Source organism: Dyella sp., assembly GCF_036384435.1.
GTDB lineage: Bacteria > Pseudomonadota > Gammaproteobacteria > Xanthomonadales > Rhodanobacteraceae > GSA-30.
In genome coordinates, this window is sequence record NZ_DASVMI010000115.1 from 20184 (window position 1) to 43385 (window position 23202).

Below are 23202 nucleotides of genomic sequence, written 5' to 3' on the forward strand. Positions count from 1 at the left end.
ATGACCGATACGGCACTCGTGGATACGCTGCAAGCCAGTGACGTGGCGGCTTATCTACAGCAACACCCGGACTTTCTCGCTGCCTATCCAGACCTGGCCGCCCAGTTGCAACTGCCGCACGAGAAAGGCCAGGTCGCCTCGCTGGCCACCTACCAGTTGCAGGCCTTGCGCGAGAAGAACGCCGGCCTGGAACGCAAGCTCGCTGAGCTGATCGACGTTGCCGCGGAAAACGAGAAGCTGATGCAGCGCGTGCACGAACTCAACATTGCTGTGTTGCGTTCGCGGACACCCGCGGTGGCCGCACGCAGCGTGGTCACCCGGCTCGGCGAGGACTTCCAGGCCGACCAGGTGCGCCTGCTGCTATACGGCGACATCGAATTGCCGCCCGCCGACTGGCTGGTGCATGAGCCGGGCGGCCGCAGGGCTTTACCCGAATTCGCCGATTTCCTGGCGCATCATGCCCCGATTGCCGGCCGGCTTACGCAAGACCGCCTGCAACGCCTGTTCGGCCAGCAGGCCGCTGACGTACGTTCGGCTGCCGTAATTCCGCTGGGCGAACTGGGCCTGTTGGCGATCGGTAGCAAGGACCCTGATCATTTCCAGCCCGGCATGGGCACGGTGTTCCTGCGCATGATAGCCGCCACCGTCACCGCGGCGTTGGTGCGTACACAGGAAGGCGTCTGAGCCGGCCATGACGCCTGCGCAACACGTCGAAGCGTGGCTCGGCCGCCTGGCTGGCGAACGCAAGGCCTCATCGCATACCGTCGATGGCTATCGGCGCGATCTAGGCAAACTGCTGCGTTACATGGAAACACAGCAGGTCGAAGACTTCGCACGGCTGGACAGCAACCGCATGCGCAGCTTCATCGCCGCCGAGCACCGTGGCGGCCTGTCGCCCAAGAGCCTGCAACGCCTGCTCTCTTCTTGTCGCAGCTTGTTTGGCCAGCTCAATCGCGAAGGCGTCATCGACCACGACCCAGCCGCGGGCGTACGCGGCCCCAAGGTACACCGCAAGTTGCCACAAGTGCTGGATGTGGATGAAGCCACCGCGCTGGTGGAGACCGACGTCGGGGGCACCCTCGCGGTGCGCGATCGTGCCATGCTCGAACTGTTCTATTCCTCGGGGCTGCGCCTGTCCGAACTGGTCGGCCTGCGTTGGATCGACCTCAATTTCGATGACGGCGAAGTGCGCGTGCTGGGCAAGGGCAGCAAGACACGCATCGTGCCGGTCGGTCGCCACGCCATCGCCGCGCTGCGTGACTTGGCGAGCGCCGAAGGCAACCGGCCCGAAACGCCGATCTTTCGAGGTCGCGGCGGTGCTCCCATCAGCCCCCGTACCGTACAGGCAAGACTCAAGCATCTGGCGCTTGCCGGCGGATCGGCCAGACATGTGCACCCGCACCTACTGCGCCACACCTTCGCCAGCCACATGCTCGAGTCCTCCGGCGATTTGCGCGCGGTCCAGGAGTTGCTCGGCCACGCGGATATCGCCACGACCCAGATCTATACACATCTGGATTTTCAGCATCTGGCGAAGGTGTATGACGCGGCTCATCCGCGAGCGAAGAAGCGGTAACGCCAACACGTCAGGCCCGTGAAATTTTCTCTGCTTGTCGTGATGGGCCAGGTTTGGCGCAGTTAATGCCCAAGCCGATACGATCGGCCCGTTTTTTACCGCCGTAGTGCAGGGATAGCGCCGATGGCTCTTTGGCTTTTGTTGTTATTCGTATCCAGTGTCATCGCTTTCACCATCAGCGCCATGAGCGGCGGTGGCGCGGGCTTGGTGCTGTTGCCGATACTGCGTCTGGCATTGCCTGCGTCGCAGGTGCCCGCCGCGCTGTCGATCGGCAGCACGGTCAGTTCTGCCTCGCGCATCTGGTTGTTCTTCGGCCATGTTCATTGGCCAGTCGTCCGCTGGTTCGTCCCTGCCGCCATTCCCTGCGTCTGGCTGGGTGCCTGGTTGCTCAGCTATGTGGAGCCGGCCTACCTCGAGGCCGCGCTCGGATTATTCCTGTTGGCCAATCTGCCAATGCTGTTGCGCCCCAAGGCGGCATTGACCGCACCGACTAGATCAGCGCTGCCGCGCTGGTCGCTGGCGCTGGTCGGCGGTGCGGCGGGCTTTGTTTCTGGGCTGACAGGGGCGGTCGGCATGATCTTCAATCGCTTTTATCTGCGATATGGATTAAGTAAGGAACAGGTGATCGCCACCCGTGCCGCCAATGAGATCATCCTGCATCTGATCAAGTTGACGCTGTACGGCCTGTTCGGCCTTCTTACGCCTGAAGTCTGGGCGATCGGCAGCAGCGTAGGCCTGGCGGCTCTATTCGCTACTTGGCTGGCACGAAAGGCGTTGCCGCATCTGAGTGAATCGCTGTTCAAGCGTGTCGGCTATGCCGCTATGGTGTTATCGGGTGTCTTGATGTGTGGCAACGCCGGTGCTGCCCTGGCCGATCGCCACCGCATCGCCTTGCAAATAAACGGGACTCGGCAAGGCTTCGAGAGCCAACTGTTTTGGCAAGAGGCGCGGATGACGCTTGAGTTCAAGTACAGGAAGGGTTTCGAATTCGAGCAGGTAATCCCCTGGAGCAGCCTGCCTGATGACCGCAAGGCGATGACGTTTGCCTGGATGGAAGGTGCCGACCAGATCGTGGTCGAAGAGGTGCGCACCTTCAACAAGCGCTCCTACGAAATCTACATCTATCGCGATGGCCAACTCACCAAGCACAAGTTTTGAGCCCGTATCCAGCTCACGGGCCTGACCACCAAAACCATTGAACCGCTGGCAGCCACCCCCACATGATCGGTTCAAGTCTTCGGAGCGTCACCCATGGAATCCTTCCACGCCACTACCATCGTTTCCGTCCGCCGCAACGGCCGTGTCGTCATTGGTGGCGATGGGCAGGTCACGTTGGGCAATACTGTGATGAAGGCCAATGCGCGCAAGATCCGGCGCCTGGGTAAAAACGGTGATGTGCTGGCGGGCTTTGCCGGCGCAACGGCCGATGCGTTCACGCTGTTCGAGCTGTTCGAGGAGAAGCTGGCCAAGCACAGCGCCAACCTGACGCGCGCGGCCGTGGAGCTGGCCAAGGAATGGCGTACCGATCGCCGCCTGGGCCGGCTCGAAGCCATGCTGGCGGTCGCCGACAAGGATGCTTCGCTGCTGATTTCCGGCAATGGCGACGTACTCGAACCCGAGCATGGCCTGATTGCCATTGGTTCGGGCGGTCCCTTCGCGCAATCGGCCGCGCTGGCTTTGATGGAAAACACCGACCTCGACGCCCGCGAGGTGGTGGAGAAAGCATTGAAGATCGCCGGCGACATCTGCATCTACACCAACCACAACACGACTATCGAAGAGTTGTGAGGAACGAAAGGCGAGTAGCGGGGCGTCAAGCCCGAGCCTTTCGCCTTCGCCGTCTCACCCAGGCATTCATTCCTGCGCCCTCGCTACTCAACCCTCGCCCGTAGAATACACGCCATGTCCGAACTCACTCCTCGCGAAATCGTCAACGAACTTGACCGCTACATCATCGGCCAGCACGAGGCCAAGCGCGCCGTCGCGATCGCGCTGCGCAATCGCTGGCGCCGCATGCAACTGGAACCGAGTTTGCGCGATGAGGTGACGCCCAAGAACATCCTGATGATCGGGCCGACCGGCGTGGGCAAGACCGAGATTGCCCGACGCCTGGCCACCCTGGCCAATGCGCCGTTCGTCAAGGTGGAGGCGACCAAGTTCACCGAGGTGGGCTACGTGGGCAAGGACGTGGAGTCCATCGTGCGCGACCTCGTGGACGTGGCCTACAAGCTCACACGCGAGCAGGCCATGAAGCGCGTGCGTACCCAGGCAGAAGATCGCGCCGAGGACCGTATCCTCGATGCGCTGCTGCCGCGACGCCAGGCCACGGATTGGAGCCACGATCCAGCGCCGGCCGGTGACAATGACACCCGCCAGAAGCTACGCAAGCAGCTGCGCGAAGGCGCGCTGGACGATCGCGAGATCGAGCTGGATTTCGCCATGAACGTGGGCGTGGACATCGTCTCGCCGCCGGGCATGGAGGAGATGGGTCAGCAACTGCGCCAGATGTTTCAGAACATGGGCGGTAACCGTACACAGAGCCGCAAGCTTGCCATCAAGGCGGCCCGCCCACTGCTGATCGACGAGGAAGCGGGCAAGCTGCTCAACGATGAAGAGATCCGCGCACAAGCGGTCAGTTCAGCCGAACAGAACGGCATCGTGTTCATCGACGAGATCGACAAGATTGCCCAGCGCTCGGAATGGGGCGGTGCCGGCGTCAGCCGTGAAGGCGTGCAGCGTGACCTGTTGCCTCTGGTGGAAGGATCCACGGTGTCCACCAAATATGGCCCGATCAAGACCGACCATGTGCTGTTCATCGCGTCGGGCGCGTTTTCCCTGGCCAAGCCCTCCGACCTGATCCCCGAGCTGCAGGGTCGCCTTCCGATCCGCGTGGAACTGTCGGCGCTGTCGGTGGACGATTTCAAACGGATCCTGCGCGAGCCGCAAAGCGCCTTGACCAAGCAATACGTGGCCCTGCTTGGTACCGAAGGTGTAAGCCTGGAATTTTCCGATAGCGGCGTAGACCGGCTGGCCGAGGTCGCTTTCCACGTCAACGAACGTACCGAGAACATCGGCGCGCGCCGCCTGCATACCGTGATGGAGCGCCTGCTGGAAAAGATCTCCTACGAAGCGGCAGACAAATCCGGCGAAAATTATGTGATCGACGCCGAATATGTGGATAAGAATCTGGGCACCCTGGTCAAGGACGAAGATTTGAGCCGTTATATCCTCTGAGCCTGCGACAACAAAGCAAGTCTTTGTTTTGTAAGCTTATGTAGGCCCATTTGGCAAGCCTTTAGCCAGCCCTAACAAGCCGGCTGACCCCCTCTGATAAAATGCCGCCCATGGGCAAGATCATCGAATTGAAGACCACCGGGCAGCGCGCCCAGTTGCGCGAGGCCCAGGAAAACCGCCAGTTGGTCAGGCTTTGGCGCGAAGAGCTGGAACACGGCAGCTTCTGCGGTTACGTAGGCGGTGTCGGCCGCGAGTTCTTCCTGTTGTGGGTGGTGGGTGACACCATCACCTATGACGGTATCTACATCATGCGCCACCGCGACGTCACCGAACTGGAAGCACCGGACAAGCACAGTATCTTCATGGAGAAGGCGTTGGCGCTTAAGTCACTGGCACCGACCTTGCCCGAGCAGTTCCCGCTGGACAACATTCGCGAAGTGATTGAAGCGGCAGCCCGTCAGGCAGCGGTGATCGGTGTGCACGTGGACAGCGAGGAAGAGGCCGAAGTCTGCTACATCGGCAAGCTGGTCAGTGTCGAGGAAGACGGTTTCAATATGCAGGAAATCAGCCCCGACGCGGAGTGGCTGCGTGAAGCCTCGTTCTTCTCGTGGGACGAGGTGTCCACGGTCAGTATCGAAGATGGCTATGCGCAATCCCTGCTGGCGGTGGCCGGTACACCACCGCCCCTTGAGCAGGGCCCCGGCCTGGGCCTGGCCAACGAATAAGCCATAACACCCAGCGAGGAGGCGACATGCGCTATCGGATGTTGACGTGGGTATCGCTGGCCGCCTTAATGTTCGGCGCCAGCCAGGCCCATGCCCAATGGAGGTCTGACCGAATGCCAGCCGATGCCGCTCCCAACGCCAAGCGCCTGATCGTCACCTATCAGGACGGTCCGGATTCGGCCGCCGCCAAGGCGGCCAATGCCAAGGTCGGCAGCATTTTCATTCGTCCAACCGGCTCGGGTGACAGTGCCGTTATCACCTTGCCGCCCAATGCCGATGTCAACCAATCCATGGCCACGCTCAGGGCACAACCTGGCGTGACCCACGTCGAGTTGGATGGGCTCAAGACCGTGTCGCCGCTGCGCGGGCCAACGCTCGAACACTAACCTGCCGGGCCTTGAGCCCAGACTGGACGCTGGCCGTAGCGTTGCCCGTGGACTTGCAAGTTTTCGATTCAATGATCGGCGCGAACGACCGATAGAAAGAAGACGTTATCCAGTCACAGCACGGGCCCTGGAGTCATGACCGACGCATCGCTTAAACGCATCCAGAAAGAATTGACCGATATGGTCAAGGATCCCCCGCCCCATGTTTCGGCCGGCCCGGTCGGTGACGATATGAAACATTGGCAAGCCAGCTTGATGGGCCCTTCGGGTTCTTTCTACGAAGGTGGGGTGTTCTTCCTGTCGATTCGCTTCCCGGACAACTATCCGTTCGCGCCACCGCAGGTGCGCTTTCTCACCCGCATCCATCATCTGAATGTGGCCGAAGACGGCAGCATCGACCTGGACATCCTGGGCGCCAACTGGTCCCCTGCCTTGACCGTGAGCAAGCTCATGCTGTCGATCAGCAGCCTGCTCTGCGATCCCAACCCGGATAGCGCCCAACCGGCACAACGCGAACAGGCCGAGCTTTACAGGACTAACCCGGCGGCCTATGCCAAGCAGGTGCGCGAAGAGGTAGCGCGCTACGCCAAGTGATCTGGTATCGGGGGATATGGAAGACCTGTCCGTCGCCCCGACGCAGGCCTGCCCCTGAATGACAGGGCTCTGATGGGGAGCGACAGGCACGCGACTGCGGCCGAGGGTTCGCCAGCCAGGGCTCCGGAAATAACGCCGCCGAGGTGGGGCTTCTCGATCATCTTCAATGGCCCGGCTGCGGCCTGACGATACGTAACAATCCCGAGCCCAGGTGATGGAGATTGCCCGCGGTAAAGGCATCGGCGTAGGCGATGTTGGAAAACGCCAGCGTCATGCTCGACAGCTTGCCGCCCGCCCCCAGCCTGACACTATGCATCCATACCGGTTGCGTCACACAGGTCTGCGGAGGCCTGATCCGGCGCAGCATGAAAAAGCCCTCGACCACGACCAATCCCAACGCCGCGGCCGCGTTGGGTAACGGCACGCCATGCAGCATGGTGGGGTCTATCCCCACTACCGTGGCGATCAGGAAAAACATGCTCCCCATCAGCGCAGCCATCAACAGGCGATTGAACCAGCCGTGGGCATAACGTTTGGCCGTGGCGTGGCAACGCTTGCAATAAGGCAGCCATAAGCCAAAGGTGGTCTCGGTGCCGGCGACAAGCATGAAACGCGTTCGCTTGAATAATGTCTCGACCAGCGTCAGGCCATCTGGCGTGCCGCAGTTGCAACACATGTTCCGCGGCGTCATGAAGGGCAGGGCGATCTTGTCGCGGTGCACGGTGAAGACAAAAAACATGCTTGCCTCAAGCGGAGCGAATCAACACGTGTCGAACGCAATGATGTGACGAGGGCATGATCCAAGCCATGTACGGTGCCGACATGCCGCATCCCCAGGGATGCGGCGTGCCCGGACCTGTGGACTGCCTGTGCTCAGGCGTCGGACGATTTTTCCTTGTCCTCACCCTTGGCCTTGGGCTTTGCCTTGCCTTTCTTCGGCGCGGGTTTCTCCGCCACGGTGCTCATATTGGCGATCGGCGAAGCACCCACGTATTTGGCGTAGTCGCTCTTGAGCTCCTTGGCGCTCAACGTGCGGGTCACCTTGTTGCCCGCCACGTCCAGCACGTAACCGGCAGTCGCGCCGCCACTGCCGCAGCCACCCGCCGGGACCTGTTCGATCACCAGCAGCTGGCTGTGGCCTTCCAACCAGGCCGATGAGCCCAGGTTGTGGATGCAGTCGGATTTGATCTTGGTCGCCGAACTCACCGCCGTTGCCACGGGTATCTCGCGCGCGGCGCCGTTCTCCAGCACGAAGACGTGCGTGGTCCATGTGCCACCGTCACCGCCATCGGACGTATTGACGAACACGGCTTGCGAATCGCTCGACCATGAGGCCTCGATCAAGTTGAGCGCGCCGGCATAATCGCTGAGATTGGCGACAGGTTTGTCGTGCACGAGTAGTTCGAGCTTGCCTTCGCCGTCGCGCAGCGACGACTGGGCATCGGGTGCCTTGATGGTGTAGACCGAATCATGCTGCGCACTGTCGCCCGCATGAAACCCCTGCGCTCCGATCGCCCAATAAGGCGACCAGTCTTGCGCCCAGGCGCTGCCCGAGCAGGCCAGCAGCACCGTCGAGCACAACGCCAATTTCCCCATCTTGGTCATGGACCGTCCTCTGGATAGTTGTCGTAACAGCATAAGCCCCCCAGGCGCACGCGTCAGCCCCCGGCCCGGAGGCGTGTAAGTGGTTGCACAACGATGACCGGTCCTAACGCGCGACCGGGACGAACGGGGGACAGCCAGATCGGGGATAGCAGACGGGTGGGGGGGCACAAAGACCGGAAACAGGGCTAAACGTCCATGCAAGGACAACGGCAAGCCCGTATGGCAGTTCACGACATACCTGCGAACCTGCGCCTCCCTTCTCCCATCCCGGCGAAAACCTGATCGGTCAGGTTGCTATGATGCGAGCCCTCAGCCGAGACGCTTCCCGGAGCACGCAAGCATGTCGCACGCAACATTCCATGTGTCGTGGTCATCTTCGTCGGGTCGGCCCGTGGTCCAGATCGCGATGGTGACCGCCGTTGTGATTGCGCTTTCAGGGTGCAGCCTGTTCAGCCGGCATAGCCAGCGTCCCAACGACTTCAGCATCAAATATGCGCGAACGAGTCCTTCGATCTCGCAGTTGAAGTGGTGGAAGTATTCGGTGGATATCGATACCACCGGCAAGAAGACCGTACACGCCGCTTCCAGCGACGGTGACAAGAGCAGCAGCAGCCAGCTCAGCACCGACGATTACGACGCGCTTTATACGATGCTGCGCAAGGACAAGGCATTTGCCAAGCTTGGCGACAATCCGCCGTGCCCGGCACCGCCCAGTGGCAATGAAGATCTGACCTTGCAGGCCAATGGCAGGTACTACGTCATTCCGCGTTGTTCGGTAAAACATCGCAGACAGAAAAAGATCGATCGCATCTGGACGGATGTCCGCCAGGCCCTGGGACAGCCGCCCCAAGCCGACGCCCACTGAGCGCATCCGCCTGCTCGCGGGCCATGCGCCGGCCGGATCGGCCTGGAATGCAAGCAATCCATCAAGCGATACAAAAAACCTGTCCCCGGATAATCTCGAATAACCGATCATCGAATGGGTTGTCCCGGCCCAGGCCAGGATCCAGCGGCTGCGGCCGCCCACCAAAATCCGTGCGCAGGGGCAGCTCAAGGGCACCGTGGGAGATGATCCAGGGCGACGGATAGCTGAGGTTTTCAAGATACCCCATGTAAGCATATCTCTATAGCACCTGTAACAGCCTGGGCTTGCCTAAGCTCTCCTGTGTTGATTGGTTTTCAACCGGAGATAACTCATGAAGGTATCCGATACGGTTTCACAAGCCATGGCAGTATCAGCTTCAGGGATTGGTTCGTTACCCATGGAACAACGGACAGACGCTACCGTTATTTCGGCGCGCTCATCCGAAGACCATTTCCAGAAAAAACATGCCTCCGTCGCCAGGCCGTCGAACGCCGCGCCCGCCGTCAAGACTTCGATGACGTTACCTGCGATCCCAGGCCTGTCCGGTGTCACCGTACATGCGGTGTCCGGCGATCAGATCATTTACCACGCTCTTCTAACCGGGGGCCAGCCGATCCTCTTCGGCTTTGACAGCTACGGCAATTTGATCGGCGGCAACAAAAAGCAATTTATTTTCCATACCGCCGAGAAGCGTTACGCAAAAATACCCGTTGAAGTGCTCGATGTGAAAACCTTTGCGAGGCAGATTGCAGCATCCGCGTCCAGCCACGATGAAGCGTTTACGCCACGCGCACTATTTGATGAAGTCATCAAGCATCTGCAGGACCCCTTTTACGGAATAGGAGACGTCGCCACCGTACTCGGCTTCGACCCGGCCACCGCTCATGGCCTCGAACGCTATGCGGACAATCCTCTTGGTGCGCTACTCATTGACTTGAATCACAAGTATGACAACCGGATTGGACAAGCGCTTGGCTTGTCCGAACAGGCGTTTGCTGCAAGGGCCGATAGCGCTGGGCGCACTGCGCAGGGTTTTATTCCTGTTTACGGCCAGATACGCGCAATTTCGGCGATGACGGCCAGCCTGTTGAAGCATGAGCCCTTGTCCAGACAAGAGCTGGCCGGCTACGTGGAGGTGCTTGGCTTGTCTCGGCCTGGCGCGCCGTTAAACGAGAGCGCCAGCACGGCACCCGAACTTTCCAAAACCGTGCCGCAAAAGCCCTCAAAATCGTCTTCGACGACCTCAATCACGACAGCAGCCATACGCGACGCCAACGGCCTTTATCACTTCGATGACAAGCAATACATCATCTACAACGATCACGCGTTTCAGGTAAGGCAAAGCACGGTATATCCAGATACGGCTTATCTACTGAACTCCGCTGGAGACAGCGCCACTGGCCTGATGTTCAAGAAAAATGTGAACAACCAGTGGAATCCCTATAAGCCGCCCAGACTCAAGGGCGGTGATCGCGACCCGGTCGCGCCCATGCCAACGACGTCCGACGATTGGTCCAGGGTATTCAGCAGCGGCAGCGACGGCATGGCGGCGATGGATCATTTTTCACAGGCCGCGCTTGCCCGCCAGGATGCTTTGTATCAACAAATGGGATATCTAGATGCGGACGTCTATCCCGACAACCCTGGCGACGATGCCGCAAGTACGGCATCCGATGAGCTTGTGCACAACCAGGGAGCACCCAGCATCGAGCTTTTCAGCATGGATCCCGATCGTTGGCACAACGAGCTGTTACGCGATGAATACTCTGCCGATCCACAGAGCGAAGCATCTGAACCGGATGTCGCCGATTTGTACGATACGCTGGGCCTGCTACCCGTCAATCAAGGCGTGCCGCTATACGGCGGCTCGGTAGGCATCGCCAGCCTGAGCGAGCATCTGTCCCATGGCTCGATCCAGCCAGGCGACGAGTTGATCAACCCGGAATTCATGCGGTTCACCGAAGTGCCTCATCGCGTCAGGAACTATGTGGGAAGACTCGAAGGCCTGGGTGAGCACTATCGACCCGATGACACATCCGTCGTTTTCGTGCTGCCCAAGCCCATGCAAGCCCGGGCGATCAGTCCCTTTGGTGACCCAAACATGGGCGAGTCGGTTTACCGACCTGGGCATCGATTCAAGGTCACCGGCATATCGCACCAAACCGTGCACATAGATGGAAACGCGCCCCAGTTGAAAGTGGTGACCCTGGAGGAGATCCCACTGGATCAACCGCCGGCAGAGCGGCGGTTCAATATGCGTACCGGCGGGCCGTTGAACCTGGATACCTTGGGCGGCTCGATAAGCGACAACTTGAAGCAGAAGATCTTCGGACATCTGCTGCCCTGAAGCCAAAGTTGCGCGGACAGGGCTAACAGACACGGAAGCCAGGGCGTTTGGGCCATCCCGGTCTGCACCGGGATGGCATGCGCGCCGTATCAAGCCTGGATGACGGCTATTTTCCCTTGACCTGCGTCTGAAAGAAATTCTCGATCAGGTGGTACACATGCGTACGTTGACCCGGCAGGTTCAAGCCGTGCTTGGCGCCCGGATAGGCCATGAACTGGAATTGCGTGCCGCGCTTCTGCAATTCGGCCATGAGCTTGGTCGAATTGACAAAGAGCACGTTATCGTCCGCCATGCCATGCACCAGATACAGCCTGGACGTCATGCCGTCGAGCCAGGCGAAGGGTGAACTGCGGGTGTAGCCGGCGTCGTTGTCCTGCGGGCGCCCCAGGTAACGCTCGGTATAGAAGGTGTCATACAGGCGCCAGTCGGTCACCGGCGCCACAGCCACCCCACCGGCCAGTTCATTGGAGGCCTTGCTGAGCATCATCGTGGTCATGTAGCCACCGTAGCTCCAGCCAAACACACCCACGCGCTGACCATCCACCCACGGCTGCGACTTGAGCCAGTGGATGCCGGCCAACTGATCTTCCACCTCGGCGTTGCCCAGTTGCTGGTAGATGGCATCTTCGAACTTGCGACCACGACGCGCCATGCCGCGGTTGTCCAACGTGAAGACCACGAAGCCCTGGTTGGCCATGTACTGATCGAAATAGTCGCCCCATGCATCGGTCACCAGTTGTGCGTGCGGGCCACCGTAGTAGTAGTTGAAGACCGGGTATTTCTTCGATGGATCGAAACCGGCCGGCTTGTAAAGGCGATAATAGAGCGTCTGTCCATCGGCGCTCTTGAGGGTGCCGAATTCGGGCGTGATCAGGCTGTCGCGATACGGCCAGAAAGGGTGCTTTTCGTCGAGCGGATTGTGTTCGATCCAGCTCACCAGGCTGCCATCGCTTTTGTGCACGCTGACCTGCGGCGGTGTCTGCGCATTCGAATACGTGTCCAGATAGAACGATGCGTCATGCGCGAATTCGGCCATGTGCGTGCCGCTGCCCTGGCTCACCCGAACCGGAGCGCTGGCGGTGCTGCCATCGAGCTTGAGCTCGTAGACCTGGCGATCCGGCACGAAGTCGCGATTGGAGCTGACGTAGACCTTGCCGGCTTTTTCATCGACCGCCAGCACACCGTCGATCTGCCAATCGCCCTGGCTGACCGGATGCTTGAGCTTGCCGTCCAGGCCATACAGGTAAAGGTGATGAAACCCGCTGCGCTCGCTGCCCCACAGGAAACTCTTGCCGTCCTTGAGGAAGGTCAGGTCGTCATTGAGGTTGATCCAGGTGTCGCTGGTCTCGGTAAGCAAAGTGCGTTGCGCGAGCGATTTGGCATCGACCAGGCGCAGCTCCAGTTTTTGCTGGCTGCGCGGCATCCACTGGTAGCTCAGGTGTTTGCCATCGGGTAGCCACTTCACGCGAGTAAGGTAGATATCCGCATCGCTGCCCATGTCCACCCAGTGCGCCTGGCCGCCGCCGGGCGCGACCAGGCCCAGTTTCACGGTTACGTTGGCATCACCGGCAGCCGGATAGTGCTGCTCGATCACATCGGTGCGATCGGCGTAAACCTCGGTACGCTTGACCGTGGGCACATGCGACTCGTCGTAGCGCTCGAAAGCGATCAGGCTGTCGTCCGGTGCCCACCAGTAGCCTTCGCTGCGCTGCATTTCTTCCTGCGCGACGAATTCCGCTTCGCCGTTATGCACCGTGCCACCACCATCGTGGGTGAGCTGATGGGCACTGCCGTCGGCAAGATCGATCACCCACAGATTCTGGTCACGCACGTAGGACAGGTAGTGACCCTTGGGCGAGATACGCGGATCGATCACGTCGCCTCCGGTATCGAGGGCACGCGGCGATGCCTTGGCATCGGCCAGGTCATACAGGTACAGCTTGCCGCCGATGGGGAACAACAACTGCTTGCCGTCGGGTGACCACTGATAGCTGAGAATGCCGTGCAGGCCGGCCGTGCGCGCACGTTCACGGCGCGCCTTCTCCGCATCGGACAGGTGTTCGCCCTGGGGTTCGAGCTTGCGCGAATCGACCAACAAGCGGGTGCTGTTGTCCTTGAGGCGGTATTCCCACAGATCGAGCTGGTTCTGGTCATCGGGGCGTGCACGCAGGAACGTCACGCGCGTGCCATCAGGCGAGATTTGCAAGCCACGTGGCGCAGGGCCCGCCAGGCTGCCACCGTCGAAAATCCGTTCGATCGTCAATTTTTCTGCCATGGCAGGAACAGCCACCGTCATCAAGGCCAAGAACCAAAAAGCGCGCATGCATACATCCCGGGTAAAGCGCCAACGTCTAACGCGTCGGCGATTAAAACCGGTTGTCTAGCGCAATGCCAGTTATCGTGCGGTATAGGGCGCTTCACGGAGCGCCCCATTCATCCTGTCCGGCGGATCGAAACCCGCAATGTGGCCGCACCCCACCTCAGAGTGGCCCTATCGATCAGCTTTTCGCGCCCTGGCCGAACAGTACCTTGCGCGCTTCCTCATCCTTGGTCAGGTCGAAACCCGCGCGGATGGGCTCGCCAAGCGCATAGGCACGTTGCGTGGCCGGACGTTCGGCGATGGCATCGAACCAGCGCTTCAAGTGGGGGAAGTCCGCCATGTCCATGCCCTGGGCCTCGTGCGGCACGATCCACGGATAGGCCGCCATGTCGGCGATGGTGTAGTCGTCGCCAGCCACGAATGCGCGACCATCCAGCCGTTTGTTCAACACGCCGTACAGGCGGCGCGTCTCGTTGACGTAGCGATCGATGGCATAGGGAATCTTCTCGGGCGCATAGCGATTGAAGTGATGGTTTTGGCCCAGCATCGGGCCGAGCCCGCCGACCTGCCAGTACACCCATTCGAGCACCGCAAAGCGCGATCGCGTGTCCACCGGCAGGAACTGCCCCGTCTTGGTGGCCAGGTATTCCAGGATCGCACCGGACTCGAACACGCTCAGCGGCCCTTGGCCGTCGGCCGGCTCGGTATCGACGATCGCCGGCATGCGATTGTTGGGCGAGATGGCCAGGAAGGCCGGCTCGAACTGTTCGCCCTTGCCGATGTTGATCGGCTTGATGGCATAACGCAGGCCAGTCTCTTCCAGGAACATGGTGATCTTGTGCCCGTTGGGCGTGGGCCAGTAATGCAGTTCGATCATGGGAAATCCTTCGCAGGTGCCCAAAAACCGGGCAGAACTCCGATTCTCGGGGCTGAGGCCAAGTATTCAAGCGCAGGAACGTCAACGCCAGCCCCCAGGCTTGCGTTGGAGGGGGCAAACCCAAGCCCAAGGACGCCCCATGAAACGCTTCATGTTCGCCTCGCTTATCCTCGCACTCGGTATGGCCTCCCTGCCGGTCGTGGCGCAGGACCAGCCCGCCACATCCAGCAGCATGTCCAAAGGCAAGGGACAGCACATGGACCCGCAGCAACAGTTGCAACGGCTGACCAAGGCCCTGCAACTGACGCCGGACCAGCAAGGCAAGATCGGCGCCTTGTTGCAAAGCCGCTACCAGCAGGGCCAGTCGATCCGCAACGATTCCAGTCTCAAAGGTCCCGACAAGCGCGCGAAGATCAAGGCGCTGATGGAGAGCACCCAGGACCAGATCAGCGGCATGTTGAACGACACGCAGAAACAGCGCTGGAACGATATCCGTGAGAAGCGCCAGGAGCGGATGGAGCAGCGGACCAAGCAGTGAGGCCAGGGGCGTTATCGCCTGTGAAACGTGCGGTGTGAAGGGCAAGAGCACGAGCCATTGCCCTCACCACCACCCCTAACCCCATAAAACTCCTACGAAATCTCCCGCCCTTCGCGGCCAGGCCGCTCCAGATGGCGTATCCTGCGCGGCTCATCGAGTCCAAAGGGTCGACATGACACGCGTTGTGGTGGTTGGCAGCATCAATATGGATCTGGTCACCCTGGCTGCGCGCTTCGCCGGGCCTGGCGAGACCCTGCTCGGGGAGCGCTTCGTCACGCTGCAAGGCGGCAAGGGTGCCAATCAGGCGGTGGCGGCGGCCCGATTGGGCGCGCAGGTCATGATGGTGGGCGCCGTTGGCGACGATGCATTCGGACCGCAACTGCATGACGGGCTCGCGCGCGAGGGCATCGTGCTCGATCACCTGCATCGCATTGACGATTGTGGCAGCGGCACGGCCTCGATCACCGTTGCCGGCGGCGAAAACCAGATCGTGATCGTGCCGGCAGCCAATGCAAGACTGACGCCGGCCCATGTGGAGAAGGCCGCCGATGCCATTCGCCAGGCCGACGTGGTGCTGGTGCAACTGGAGTCGCCGCTGGAGACGGTGGAAGCCACGCTGCGCCTGGGTCATCGGCTGGGCACGCCGGTGATCCTCAATCCGGCGCCGGCACAGTCACTGCCGGTCGAATGGTTGAAGCTGGCGCGCTTCGTCACGCCCAATCAACACGAATTATCGATCCTGCTGGGTGCCGATGCCCACGAAGATCCTCGCCAGATGATGCAACATGCGCCTTGCCCGGTGGTGATGACCCGTGGCGCTGAAGGCGCCTGGTTCCGCGACGGTGACGAGCTGCATGAGCAGGCCGGCTTCAGGGTGGACGTGATCGACAGCACAGGCGCGGGCGATACCTTCAATGCCGCGCTGGCGGTATTCCTCCAGCAAGACCTGGCCACCGCCGTACGCAAGGCATGCGCTGCCGGCGCGTTGTCGGTGACCCGGCTCGGTGCGCGCGGCGGCATGCCGGGCATGGCTGAACTGGATGCATTCCTGGAACACCAGGCATGAGACGCAAGGGCCTGCTGCATGCCGAGCTCAATCGGCTGGTCGCCGCCATGGGACACACCGATACGCTGGTGATTGCCGATGTCGGCCTGCCGGTGCCGTCTGGCGTGCCCTGCGTCGACCTGGCCGTCGTGGCCGGCCTGCCTCGGTTCAACGATGTATTCGATGCGATCTACCGCGAGCTTGCGGTGGAGCGCGTCACCGTGGCGCGCGAGATCCATGCGCGCAACAAAGCCATGGTGGAACTGGTCGGCCATCTGCGCACCGATGGCATCGTCGTGGATGAACTTGCCCACGACGACTTCAAGCGCGCGTGTGCCAGCGCACGCGCAGTCATACGAACAGGCGAAACCTCGCCATACGCCAACGTCATCCTGCACGCGGGCGTGACCTTTTAGAAACCAGCTCATGAACCCCACCCTGGTCAGCATGCACGGCATCCACAAGGCCTTTGGCCCGGTGCAGGTGCTAAGGGGCGTCGATTTCGAACTGCGCGCGGGCGAAGTACACGCGTTGATGGGCGAGAACGGCGCAGGCAAGTCCACCCTGATGAAGATCCTCACCGGACAACACCGCTCGGATGCCGGTGACATCCGCGTCGATGGCAAGCCGGTCACGCTAGGCTCGCCGACGGATGCCGAAAAGCTTGGCATTGCAATCATCCATCAGGAATTGAACCTGATTCCCAGCCTCACCGTGGCGGAGAATCTTTTCCTGGGTCGCGAGCTGCGTTGCTTGGGTGTGTTGCGCCAAGGCGCCATGCGCACACGCGCACGCGCATGGCTCGCGCGCGTGGGCATGCAGGCACTTTCACCCGATGCACGTGTGGACAGCCTGTCCGTTGGGCAACAGCAGATGGTGGAGATTGCCAAGGCGCTGGCACTGGATGCACGCATACTGATCATGGACGAACCCACCGCTGCCTTGACCGAACGCGAGACGGCGACGCTGTTCACGCTGATTCGCCAATTGCGCGAAAACGGCACGGGCATTGTCTATGTATCCCATCGCATGGAAGAGATCTTTGCCCTGTGCGACCGGCTTTCGGTGTTGCGTGACGGACAGTTCGTCGGCGTGCGCGACGTGGCCGGCCTGGACCTGGACGAAGTCGTGCGCATGATGGTGGGCCGCGCGCTGGAAGCGCGTTTTCCCACGCGCGAAGTCCAGCCTGGTGACGTGCGCCTGTCCGTCGAGGGCCTGACCGATGCGTATGTGCGCGACATACGTTTCGATGTTCGTGCCGGCGAAGTGCTGGGCGTGGCTGGCCTGATGGGCGCAGGCCGCACCGAACTGGCGCGCCTGCTGTTCGGCCTGAGCAAGCCCAAAGCCGGGCGGATCCTGCTCGACGGCAAGCCCTTGCACCTGCATGCACCGGCCCAGGCCATCGGCGCGGGCATGGGCTTCGTCACCGAGGATCGCAAGGGACAAGGTCTGGTGCTCGATCTGAGCCTGCGCGAGAACATCAGCCTTGCGCGCGTGCCCTCCAGGTTTGGCCTGATCGACCGCCGTCGCGAGCGCATGCAATCGCGCCAGTTGATCGAGCAGCTGCATATCCGCACGCGTGACATGGAACTGGATGTACGCGCCTTGTCCGGCGGCAACCAGCAGAAAGTGGTGCTCGCCAAATGGCTGGCGCTGCAACCGCGCGTGCTGTTGCTGGACGAGCCCACGCGCGGCGTGGACATCGGCGGCAAGGCCGAGATCTACCAGATCATCAACCGCCTGGCGGCACAGGGCGTGGCGATCGTGATGGTGTCGTCCGAACTTCCCGAAGTGCTGGCGATGAGCGACCGCATCCTGGTCATGCATGAAGGCAGGGCCACCGCACTGCTGGACGCCGCCAGCGCCACGCAGGAGCAGGTGATGCATGCGGCCACAGGCGGGCATTGATGCGCGCGCCATGCCGAATCTGCCAGGAACGAGTAGCAAGCGCACGCTCGCCATGAGCCACTCGCCCCTAGCTTCTCACTCCTAGCTCTTAACTCTTGCCCTTATAAAACGTCGGACCGTCCCCATGACCGAAGCTTCCCTTCCTCCTTCCCGATCGCGACTGAGCCTTGATCGCGCGCTGACGCTGGTGCAACGCCTGGGATCGGTGATCGGGCTGCTGTTGTTGTTCGTGGCACTGAGCATCCTCAGCCCGGATTTCCTAACCACCGGCAACCTGCTCACCGTCTTGCGCCAGGTGTCGGTCAATGCGTTGATCGCCTTTGGCATGACCTTCGTGATTCTTACCGGCGGCATCGACTTGTCCGTCGGTGCTCTGCTTGCCTTCGCTGGCGCCGTGACCGCCGGTGTCATGGCAGCAGGGCATGGCATGGGGCTGGCGATCATCGCCGGTCTCGGCACCGGCATGGCGCTGGGTGTGGTCAACGGCATCCTGGTGTCGTGGGGCCGGGTGGCACCCTTTATCGCCACGCTGGGAATGATGACCCTGGTGCGCGGCCTCACGCTGGCCTTCCAGGATGGTCGCCCCATCGGCGTCTCCAACACCGGGTTCGCCCTGCTGGGCGATGGCTACGTCGCGCACCTGATACCGATTCCGGTGGTCTGGATGTTCGTGACATTCGCCGTCTGCGCCTTCCTGCTGCGCGGCACGGTATTCGGTCGTCATGTCTTTGCCCTGGGTGGCAACGAAGAGGCCGCGCGGCTGTCCGGCGTGCGGGTGAACCTCATCAAGCTTGGCGTGTATGGCCTGTCCGGGCTGCTCTCCGCATTCGCCGGCATCGTGTTGACGTCGCGCCTGTACTCGGCACAGGCCACCGCCGGTGTGGGCTACGAGCTGGATGCCATCGCGGCCGTCGTGCTGGGCGGTACGAGCCTCTCCGGTGGGCGGGGCTGGCTGTTCGGCACCCTCGTGGGCGTGCTGCTGATCGGCTTTCTCAACAACGGCTTGAACCTGCTGGGCGTATCGTCGTTCTACCAGCAGGTGGTCAAGGGCGCGGTCATCCTGGTCGCGGTGCTGATCGATCGTCGCAAGTAATCCCCTCGTCGCACAGGAGCAATCATCATGCGCAAACTCAGGCTCATGGCCGCCGCCACCTTGGCCATCTTCGCCGCCTCTTGCAGCCAGCAAGGGCCGGGCGAGTCCTCCACACCCGCCAGTAGCGGATCGGCGGCCAGCGCCGGCAGCGGCAACAAGACGATCGGTCTGGCGATCTCCACTCAGAACAATCCGTTCTTCGTCGAACTCAAGGACGGCGCGCAGAAGGCCGCCACGGCCGCCGGCCTCCAACTGGTGGTGGTCGATGCCCAGGATGACCCGGCCAGGCAGATTTCCGGCGTCGAGGACCTGATCCAGAAGAAGGTTGGCGTGATCCTGCTCAACCCTACCGATTCGTCGGCACTGGCCGGCGCGGTGCAATCGGCCAACAACGCGCACATCCCCGTGGTGACGCTCGATCGCGCCGTCGACGGTGCACAGGTGGCCTCGCACATCGCCTCGGACAACATCGCCGGCGGCGCCATGGCGGCAAAATTCCTGGCCCAGCAGCTCAACGGCAAGGGCAAGGTCATCGAACTGCAAGGTGTACCCGGCACCTCGGCTGCTCGCGATCGCGGCAAGGGCTTCGATGATGAGGCACAGAAGGACGGCCTGAACATCATCGCCAGCCAGCCGGCCAATTTTGACCGCGCCCAGGGACTGACGGTGACAGAGAACCTGCTCCAGGCCCACGCCGATGCCAACGCCATATTCGCGCAGAACGATGAAATGGCGCTGGGCGCCCTGCGCGCCCTGGATATCGGCAAGCACAGCAACATCGTGGTGGTCTCGTTCGATGGCACGCCTGACGGCATCAAGGCCGTCAAGGACGGCAAGCTTGCCGCAACCGTGGCACAGCAGCCGGAGCAGATCGGCCGCCTCGGCGTGGAAGCTGCCCAGAAGCTGCTGGGCGGTCAGAGCGTGGACAAGAACGTGGCCGTACCGTTGAAGTTGATCACGAAGTAAACAGCCAGGGCAGGTGCTCTGGCTACCTTGAGAGGGGCTCCGGTGCCCCTCTCATTCTGGGCGGGAAAGGGCCGATCCCGCCCGGCGCGCAGACAAAGCCAACCGGCCATGGCCTAATGGCGGACCTTCGACGCGCCGGATCGCCGGCCAGGATGTCCCATGCCAAGCCTCGACAGCCTGCTGGCGCACCAGACGCCTGCGTTGCTGTTCGAATGCGTCGGCGGCAGCCACGCCTATGGCACCGCCACCGCGGAAAGTGACCTCGACATCCGCGGGATATTCGTGTTTCCCGCCAGCGCCTATGTGGCCCTGCAAGCGCCCGTGGCCCAAATCGCCGACGCGCGTAATGACATCGTGTATTACAGCCTTCGTCGCACGATCGAACTCCTCTCCCAGGCCAATCCCAATACCCTGGAATTGCTGTTCATGCCAGCCGATTGTGTGCGCTTTTGCGCAGAGGAAATGGCTACGCTGATCGATAATCGCCGCTTGTTTATCTCGCGGCAATGCGTGCATACGCACGTGGGTTATGCCATGAGCCAGATCAGGAAGGCACGTGGGCAAAATAAATGGATCAATCAACCGCAGCCCGAGCGGCCGCCGGCCAAGGAAGATTATTGCTACATCGTGCCGCGCGATCGCATGCTGCCGGAACATGCGCCGCCCTCTCGCCCGATACCGCTCAGGCAACTGGGCTGGCAGCTCGATCAGTTTCATGCTTCGCGGCTGGAACACGCACACGACGGCTATCGGCTATATCGCTATGGCGCCATGGCGCGCGGCGTATTTCGCGAAGACATGCTGGTATGCGAATCGATTCCGCAGGAGCACGAGAGCACGCATTTCGCCGGCTTGTTGTTCTACAACGAGCGCGCGTGGAAGCAGGCCATGACCGACCATCACAACTACTGGACCTGGCGGCGCGAACGCAATGAATCGCGCTGGCGACAGCAGGAAGCCGGCGAACTCGATTACGACGCCAAGAACCTGATGCACACCGTGCGACTGCTGCTATCAGGCGAATCGATCTTGTTGCACGGCGAGCCGATCGTGCGTTTTTCCGGCGATTCGCTTGAACAGCTGATGGCAATCCGGCGAGGTCAGTTCGCCTATGACCAGGTTATCGACATGGCACAACAGATCGCTGCTCGTTGTGAAACATCGCCAGCGTACCGTGAGCTACCCGACTGCATCGACACCGTCGCGACCAACAAGCTTTTGCAACAACTGACCGCGCAATGGGAGGCGCGATCATCATGAATGAAGCGATCCAGGAAGCCATCGCCACGATCGAACACGATTTCGGTGTACGTGTGTTATATGCCGCCGAGTCGGGCAGTCGCGCCTGGGGCTTCGCATCGCCGGACAGCGATTATGACGTGCGATTCGTCTATGCCCATCCGCGCGACTGGTACTTAAGCGTCTTTGAGCAACGCGATGTGATCGAACGCATGCTGCCTGGCGACCTGGATGTCAGCGGGTGGGAACTACGCAAGGCGTTGCGGCTGTCCTCGCGCTGCAACCTGGCATTCAACGAATGGTTCGATTCACCCATCGTGTATCGCGCCAATGTGCATTTCGCTGCGGACATCCGGTCGGTCAACGAGGCCTGCTTTCAGCCGGCGCGTGCGCTGTACCACTATCTGAGCATCGCGCGCGGTACGTACAGCGATCATCTGCAAGGTGACGAGGTCCGTATCAAGAAGCTGTTCTACTTCTTGCGTCCTATCCTGTGCTGTCGCTGGATCGAGCATGCGCGCATGCAGCCGCCGACCCGCTTTGCCTCGCTGCTTGCCGCACCGTGGGTGCATGATGAAGAACGCGAGTGGATCAACCAGCTCGAACAACGCAAGGCACGGGCGAACGAAGGCGATCTCGAACCCGTACCGGCCTGGCTGAGGCAGTGGATGCTGGGCGAGGCCGGCCGTTATACCGCGATGGGTGCGAGCCTGGCGCAACCGACTGAAGTGCCACACCAGCGACTGGATCAAGTCATGCGCCGATGGGTCGGGGTCGGCAATGGATCGGAAGCACAGATCAGCCATGAGATGCGAGAGAACATCGCCTCGCGATGACATGATCAACCTGGCTTCTGCTCACTCGGCCGGTGCGGGTGCAATCACGTCGCGCTGGCCATTGATGCCCATCGGTGAGACCAGCCCTGCCGCTTCCATCGCCTCGACCAGGCGTGCCGCGCGGTTGTAGCCGATACGAAACTGGCGCTGCACGAACGAGATCGAAGCGCGACGCGTGCGCAGCACAAAGGCCGCCGCTTCGTCATAGAGCGGATCAGCCTCCGCATCGGTGCTGTCTTCGGAAAACAGCTCGCCCGAACCTTCGCTCGGTGGCCCTGCCAGGATTTCGTCCTTGTAATCGGGCTCGCCAAACTGCTTGAGCCATGCCACCACGCGGTGCACTTCCTCATCGGCGACGAAAGCGCCATGAATACGCTGGGGATAACCCGTACCCGGTGGCAGAAACAACATGTCACCCTGGCCGAGCAGGCTCTCGGCCCCCATCTGGTCGAGGATGGTGCGTGAGTCGATCTTCGAAGACACCTGGAACGCCACGCGGGTCGGAATGTTCGCCTTGATCAGGCCGGTGATCACATCCACCGAGGGTCGCTGGGTGGCCAGGATCAGGTGAATGCCCGCGGCGCGCGCCTTTTGCGCCAAGCGCGCGATCAGTTCCTCGATCTTCTTGCCGGCCACCATCATCAGGTCGGCCAGCTCGTCGATCACCACCACGATCATCGGCAACGTATCGAGCGTCTCGGGAATTTCCGGGTGTACCGGAAACGGATTCATCAGCGGCCGGCCCGCCGCGCGGGCCTCGCGCACTTTCTGGTTGAACCCGGCGAGGTTGCGCACGCGCAGGTCCGACATCAGGCGGTAGCGATTCTCCATCTCCGCCACGCACCAGTTGAGCGCGTTGGCCGCCAGCTTCATGTCCGTGACCACTGGCGCCAGCAGATGCGGAATGCCCTCGTAGACCGAAAGCTCAAGCATCTTCGGGTCGATCATGATCATGCGCACGTCGTCCGGCGTGGCCTTGTATAGCATCGACAGGATCATCGCGTTGACCGCCACCGACTTGCCCGAGCCAGTCGTGCCAGCTACCAGC

23 protein-coding genes are annotated in these 23202 nt (G+C 61.4%); 18 read left to right on the forward strand and 5 right to left on the reverse strand.

From position 1 onward, the window contains the following. The 8 genes from VF436_RS11820 to VF436_RS11855 all read left to right on the forward strand — a co-directional run bounded on the left by VF436_RS11820 (position 1) and on the right by VF436_RS11855 (position 6515). Positions 1 to 684: a DUF484 family protein gene (locus VF436_RS11820; protein WP_330904254.1), complete on the forward strand. Its 684-nt coding sequence runs from the start codon at positions 1 to 3 to the stop codon at positions 682 to 684. Positions 685 to 691: 7 nt separating this feature from the next. Continuing rightward, a complete protein-coding gene (xerC, locus tag VF436_RS11825; RefSeq protein ID WP_330904231.1) occupies positions 692 to 1576 on the forward strand; it encodes a tyrosine recombinase XerC in 885 nt (294 codons plus the stop codon). A gap of 123 nt (positions 1577 to 1699) precedes the next feature. Further along, the gene (locus tag VF436_RS11830) at positions 1700 to 2734 is read left to right on the forward strand and encodes a sulfite exporter TauE/SafE family protein (protein ID WP_330904232.1); all 1035 of its coding nucleotides are present in this window, start codon (positions 1700 to 1702) and stop codon (positions 2732 to 2734) included. Positions 2735 to 2827: 93 nt separating this feature from the next. After that, entirely contained in the window at positions 2828 to 3364 is a 537-nt protein-coding gene (gene hslV / locus VF436_RS11835) for an ATP-dependent protease subunit HslV (RefSeq protein ID WP_330904233.1), read from the forward strand. 114 nt (positions 3365 to 3478) lie between these two features. Continuing rightward, positions 3479 to 4810, forward strand: coding sequence for an ATP-dependent protease ATPase subunit HslU (hslU, locus tag VF436_RS11840; RefSeq protein WP_330904234.1), 1332 nt, complete (start codon positions 3479 to 3481; stop codon positions 4808 to 4810). Positions 4811 to 4920: 110 nt separating this feature from the next. Continuing rightward, complete coding sequence (locus tag VF436_RS11845) at positions 4921 to 5535, forward strand: hypothetical protein (protein WP_330904235.1); 615 nt, start codon at positions 4921 to 4923, stop codon at positions 5533 to 5535. Between the two features lie 26 nt (positions 5536 to 5561). Then, positions 5562 to 5921: a S8 family serine peptidase gene (locus VF436_RS11850; RefSeq protein WP_330904236.1), complete on the forward strand. Its 360-nt coding sequence runs from the start codon at positions 5562 to 5564 to the stop codon at positions 5919 to 5921. A gap of 135 nt (positions 5922 to 6056) precedes the next feature. Then, on the forward strand, positions 6057 to 6515 hold the full coding sequence (locus VF436_RS11855) for a ubiquitin-conjugating enzyme E2 (protein ID WP_330904237.1): 459 nt from the start codon (positions 6057 to 6059) through the stop codon (positions 6513 to 6515). Positions 6516 to 6678: 163 nt separating this feature from the next. Here VF436_RS11855 and VF436_RS11860 read toward each other — a convergent pair whose 3' ends face one another. Together VF436_RS11860 and VF436_RS11865 are read right to left on the reverse strand one after the other, a co-directional pair. Next, complete coding sequence (locus VF436_RS11860) at positions 6679 to 7254, reverse strand: hypothetical protein (protein ID WP_330904238.1); 576 nt, start codon at positions 7252 to 7254, stop codon at positions 6679 to 6681. 134 nt (positions 7255 to 7388) lie between these two features. Next, positions 7389 to 8120, reverse strand: coding sequence for a hypothetical protein (locus VF436_RS11865; RefSeq protein ID WP_330904239.1), 732 nt, complete (start codon positions 8118 to 8120; stop codon positions 7389 to 7391). 340 nt (positions 8121 to 8460) lie between these two features. Here VF436_RS11865 and VF436_RS11870 point away from each other — a divergent pair, with 340 nt between their 5' ends. Further along, positions 8461 to 8985, forward strand: a complete 525-nt coding sequence (locus VF436_RS11870; protein ID WP_330904240.1) for a hypothetical protein — start codon at positions 8461 to 8463, stop codon at positions 8983 to 8985. Between the two features lie 331 nt (positions 8986 to 9316). Continuing rightward, a complete protein-coding gene (locus VF436_RS11875; RefSeq protein ID WP_330904241.1) occupies positions 9317 to 11332 on the forward strand; it encodes a hypothetical protein in 2016 nt (671 codons plus the stop codon). A 106-nt stretch (positions 11333 to 11438) separates the two neighbouring features. Here the strand turns inward: VF436_RS11875 and VF436_RS11880 are convergent, their stop codons facing one another. Next, positions 11439 to 13655 (reverse strand): S9 family peptidase, encoded by a 2217-nt coding sequence (locus VF436_RS11880; RefSeq protein WP_330904242.1) that lies wholly within the window; start codon positions 13653 to 13655, stop codon positions 11439 to 11441. A 175-nt stretch (positions 13656 to 13830) separates the two neighbouring features. Next, entirely contained in the window at positions 13831 to 14529 is a 699-nt protein-coding gene (locus VF436_RS11885) for a glutathione binding-like protein (RefSeq protein WP_330904243.1), read from the reverse strand. Between the two features lie 139 nt (positions 14530 to 14668). Here VF436_RS11885 and VF436_RS11890 point away from each other — a divergent pair, with 139 nt between their 5' ends. The 8 genes from VF436_RS11890 (at position 14669) to VF436_RS11925 (ending at position 22154) form a co-directional block, all read left to right on the forward strand. Then, complete coding sequence (locus tag VF436_RS11890; RefSeq protein WP_330904244.1) at positions 14669 to 15067, forward strand: hypothetical protein; 399 nt, start codon at positions 14669 to 14671, stop codon at positions 15065 to 15067. Positions 15068 to 15239: 172 nt separating this feature from the next. Then, entirely contained in the window at positions 15240 to 16133 is an 894-nt protein-coding gene (locus tag VF436_RS11895; protein WP_330904245.1) for a ribokinase, read from the forward strand. Next, positions 16130 to 16528, forward strand: coding sequence for a D-ribose pyranase (gene rbsD, locus VF436_RS11900; RefSeq protein WP_330904246.1), 399 nt, complete (start codon positions 16130 to 16132; stop codon positions 16526 to 16528). The genes VF436_RS11895 and rbsD overlap by 4 nt, the downstream gene beginning before the upstream one ends. 10 nt (positions 16529 to 16538) lie before the next feature. Next, the gene (locus VF436_RS11905; protein WP_330904247.1) at positions 16539 to 18020 is read left to right on the forward strand and encodes a sugar ABC transporter ATP-binding protein; all 1482 of its coding nucleotides are present in this window, start codon (positions 16539 to 16541) and stop codon (positions 18018 to 18020) included. 124 nt (positions 18021 to 18144) lie between these two features. Then, positions 18145 to 19113: an ABC transporter permease subunit gene (locus VF436_RS11910; RefSeq protein WP_330904248.1), complete on the forward strand. Its 969-nt coding sequence runs from the start codon at positions 18145 to 18147 to the stop codon at positions 19111 to 19113. A gap of 27 nt (positions 19114 to 19140) precedes the next feature. Continuing rightward, positions 19141 to 20079 (forward strand): ribose ABC transporter substrate-binding protein RbsB, encoded by a 939-nt coding sequence (gene rbsB / locus VF436_RS11915; protein WP_330904249.1) that lies wholly within the window; start codon positions 19141 to 19143, stop codon positions 20077 to 20079. A 159-nt stretch (positions 20080 to 20238) separates the two neighbouring features. Further along, entirely contained in the window at positions 20239 to 21339 is a 1101-nt protein-coding gene (locus VF436_RS11920) for a DNA polymerase beta superfamily protein (RefSeq protein ID WP_330904250.1), read from the forward strand. Then, on the forward strand, positions 21336 to 22154 hold the full coding sequence (locus VF436_RS11925) for a nucleotidyltransferase domain-containing protein (RefSeq protein ID WP_330904251.1): 819 nt from the start codon (positions 21336 to 21338) through the stop codon (positions 22152 to 22154). The genes VF436_RS11920 and VF436_RS11925 overlap by 4 nt, the downstream gene beginning before the upstream one ends. 21 nt (positions 22155 to 22175) lie before the next feature. Here VF436_RS11925 and VF436_RS11930 read toward each other — a convergent pair. Then, the coding region (locus tag VF436_RS11930; RefSeq protein ID WP_330904252.1) for a DNA translocase FtsK at positions 22176 to 23202 on the reverse strand (1027 nt) is incomplete at its 5' end.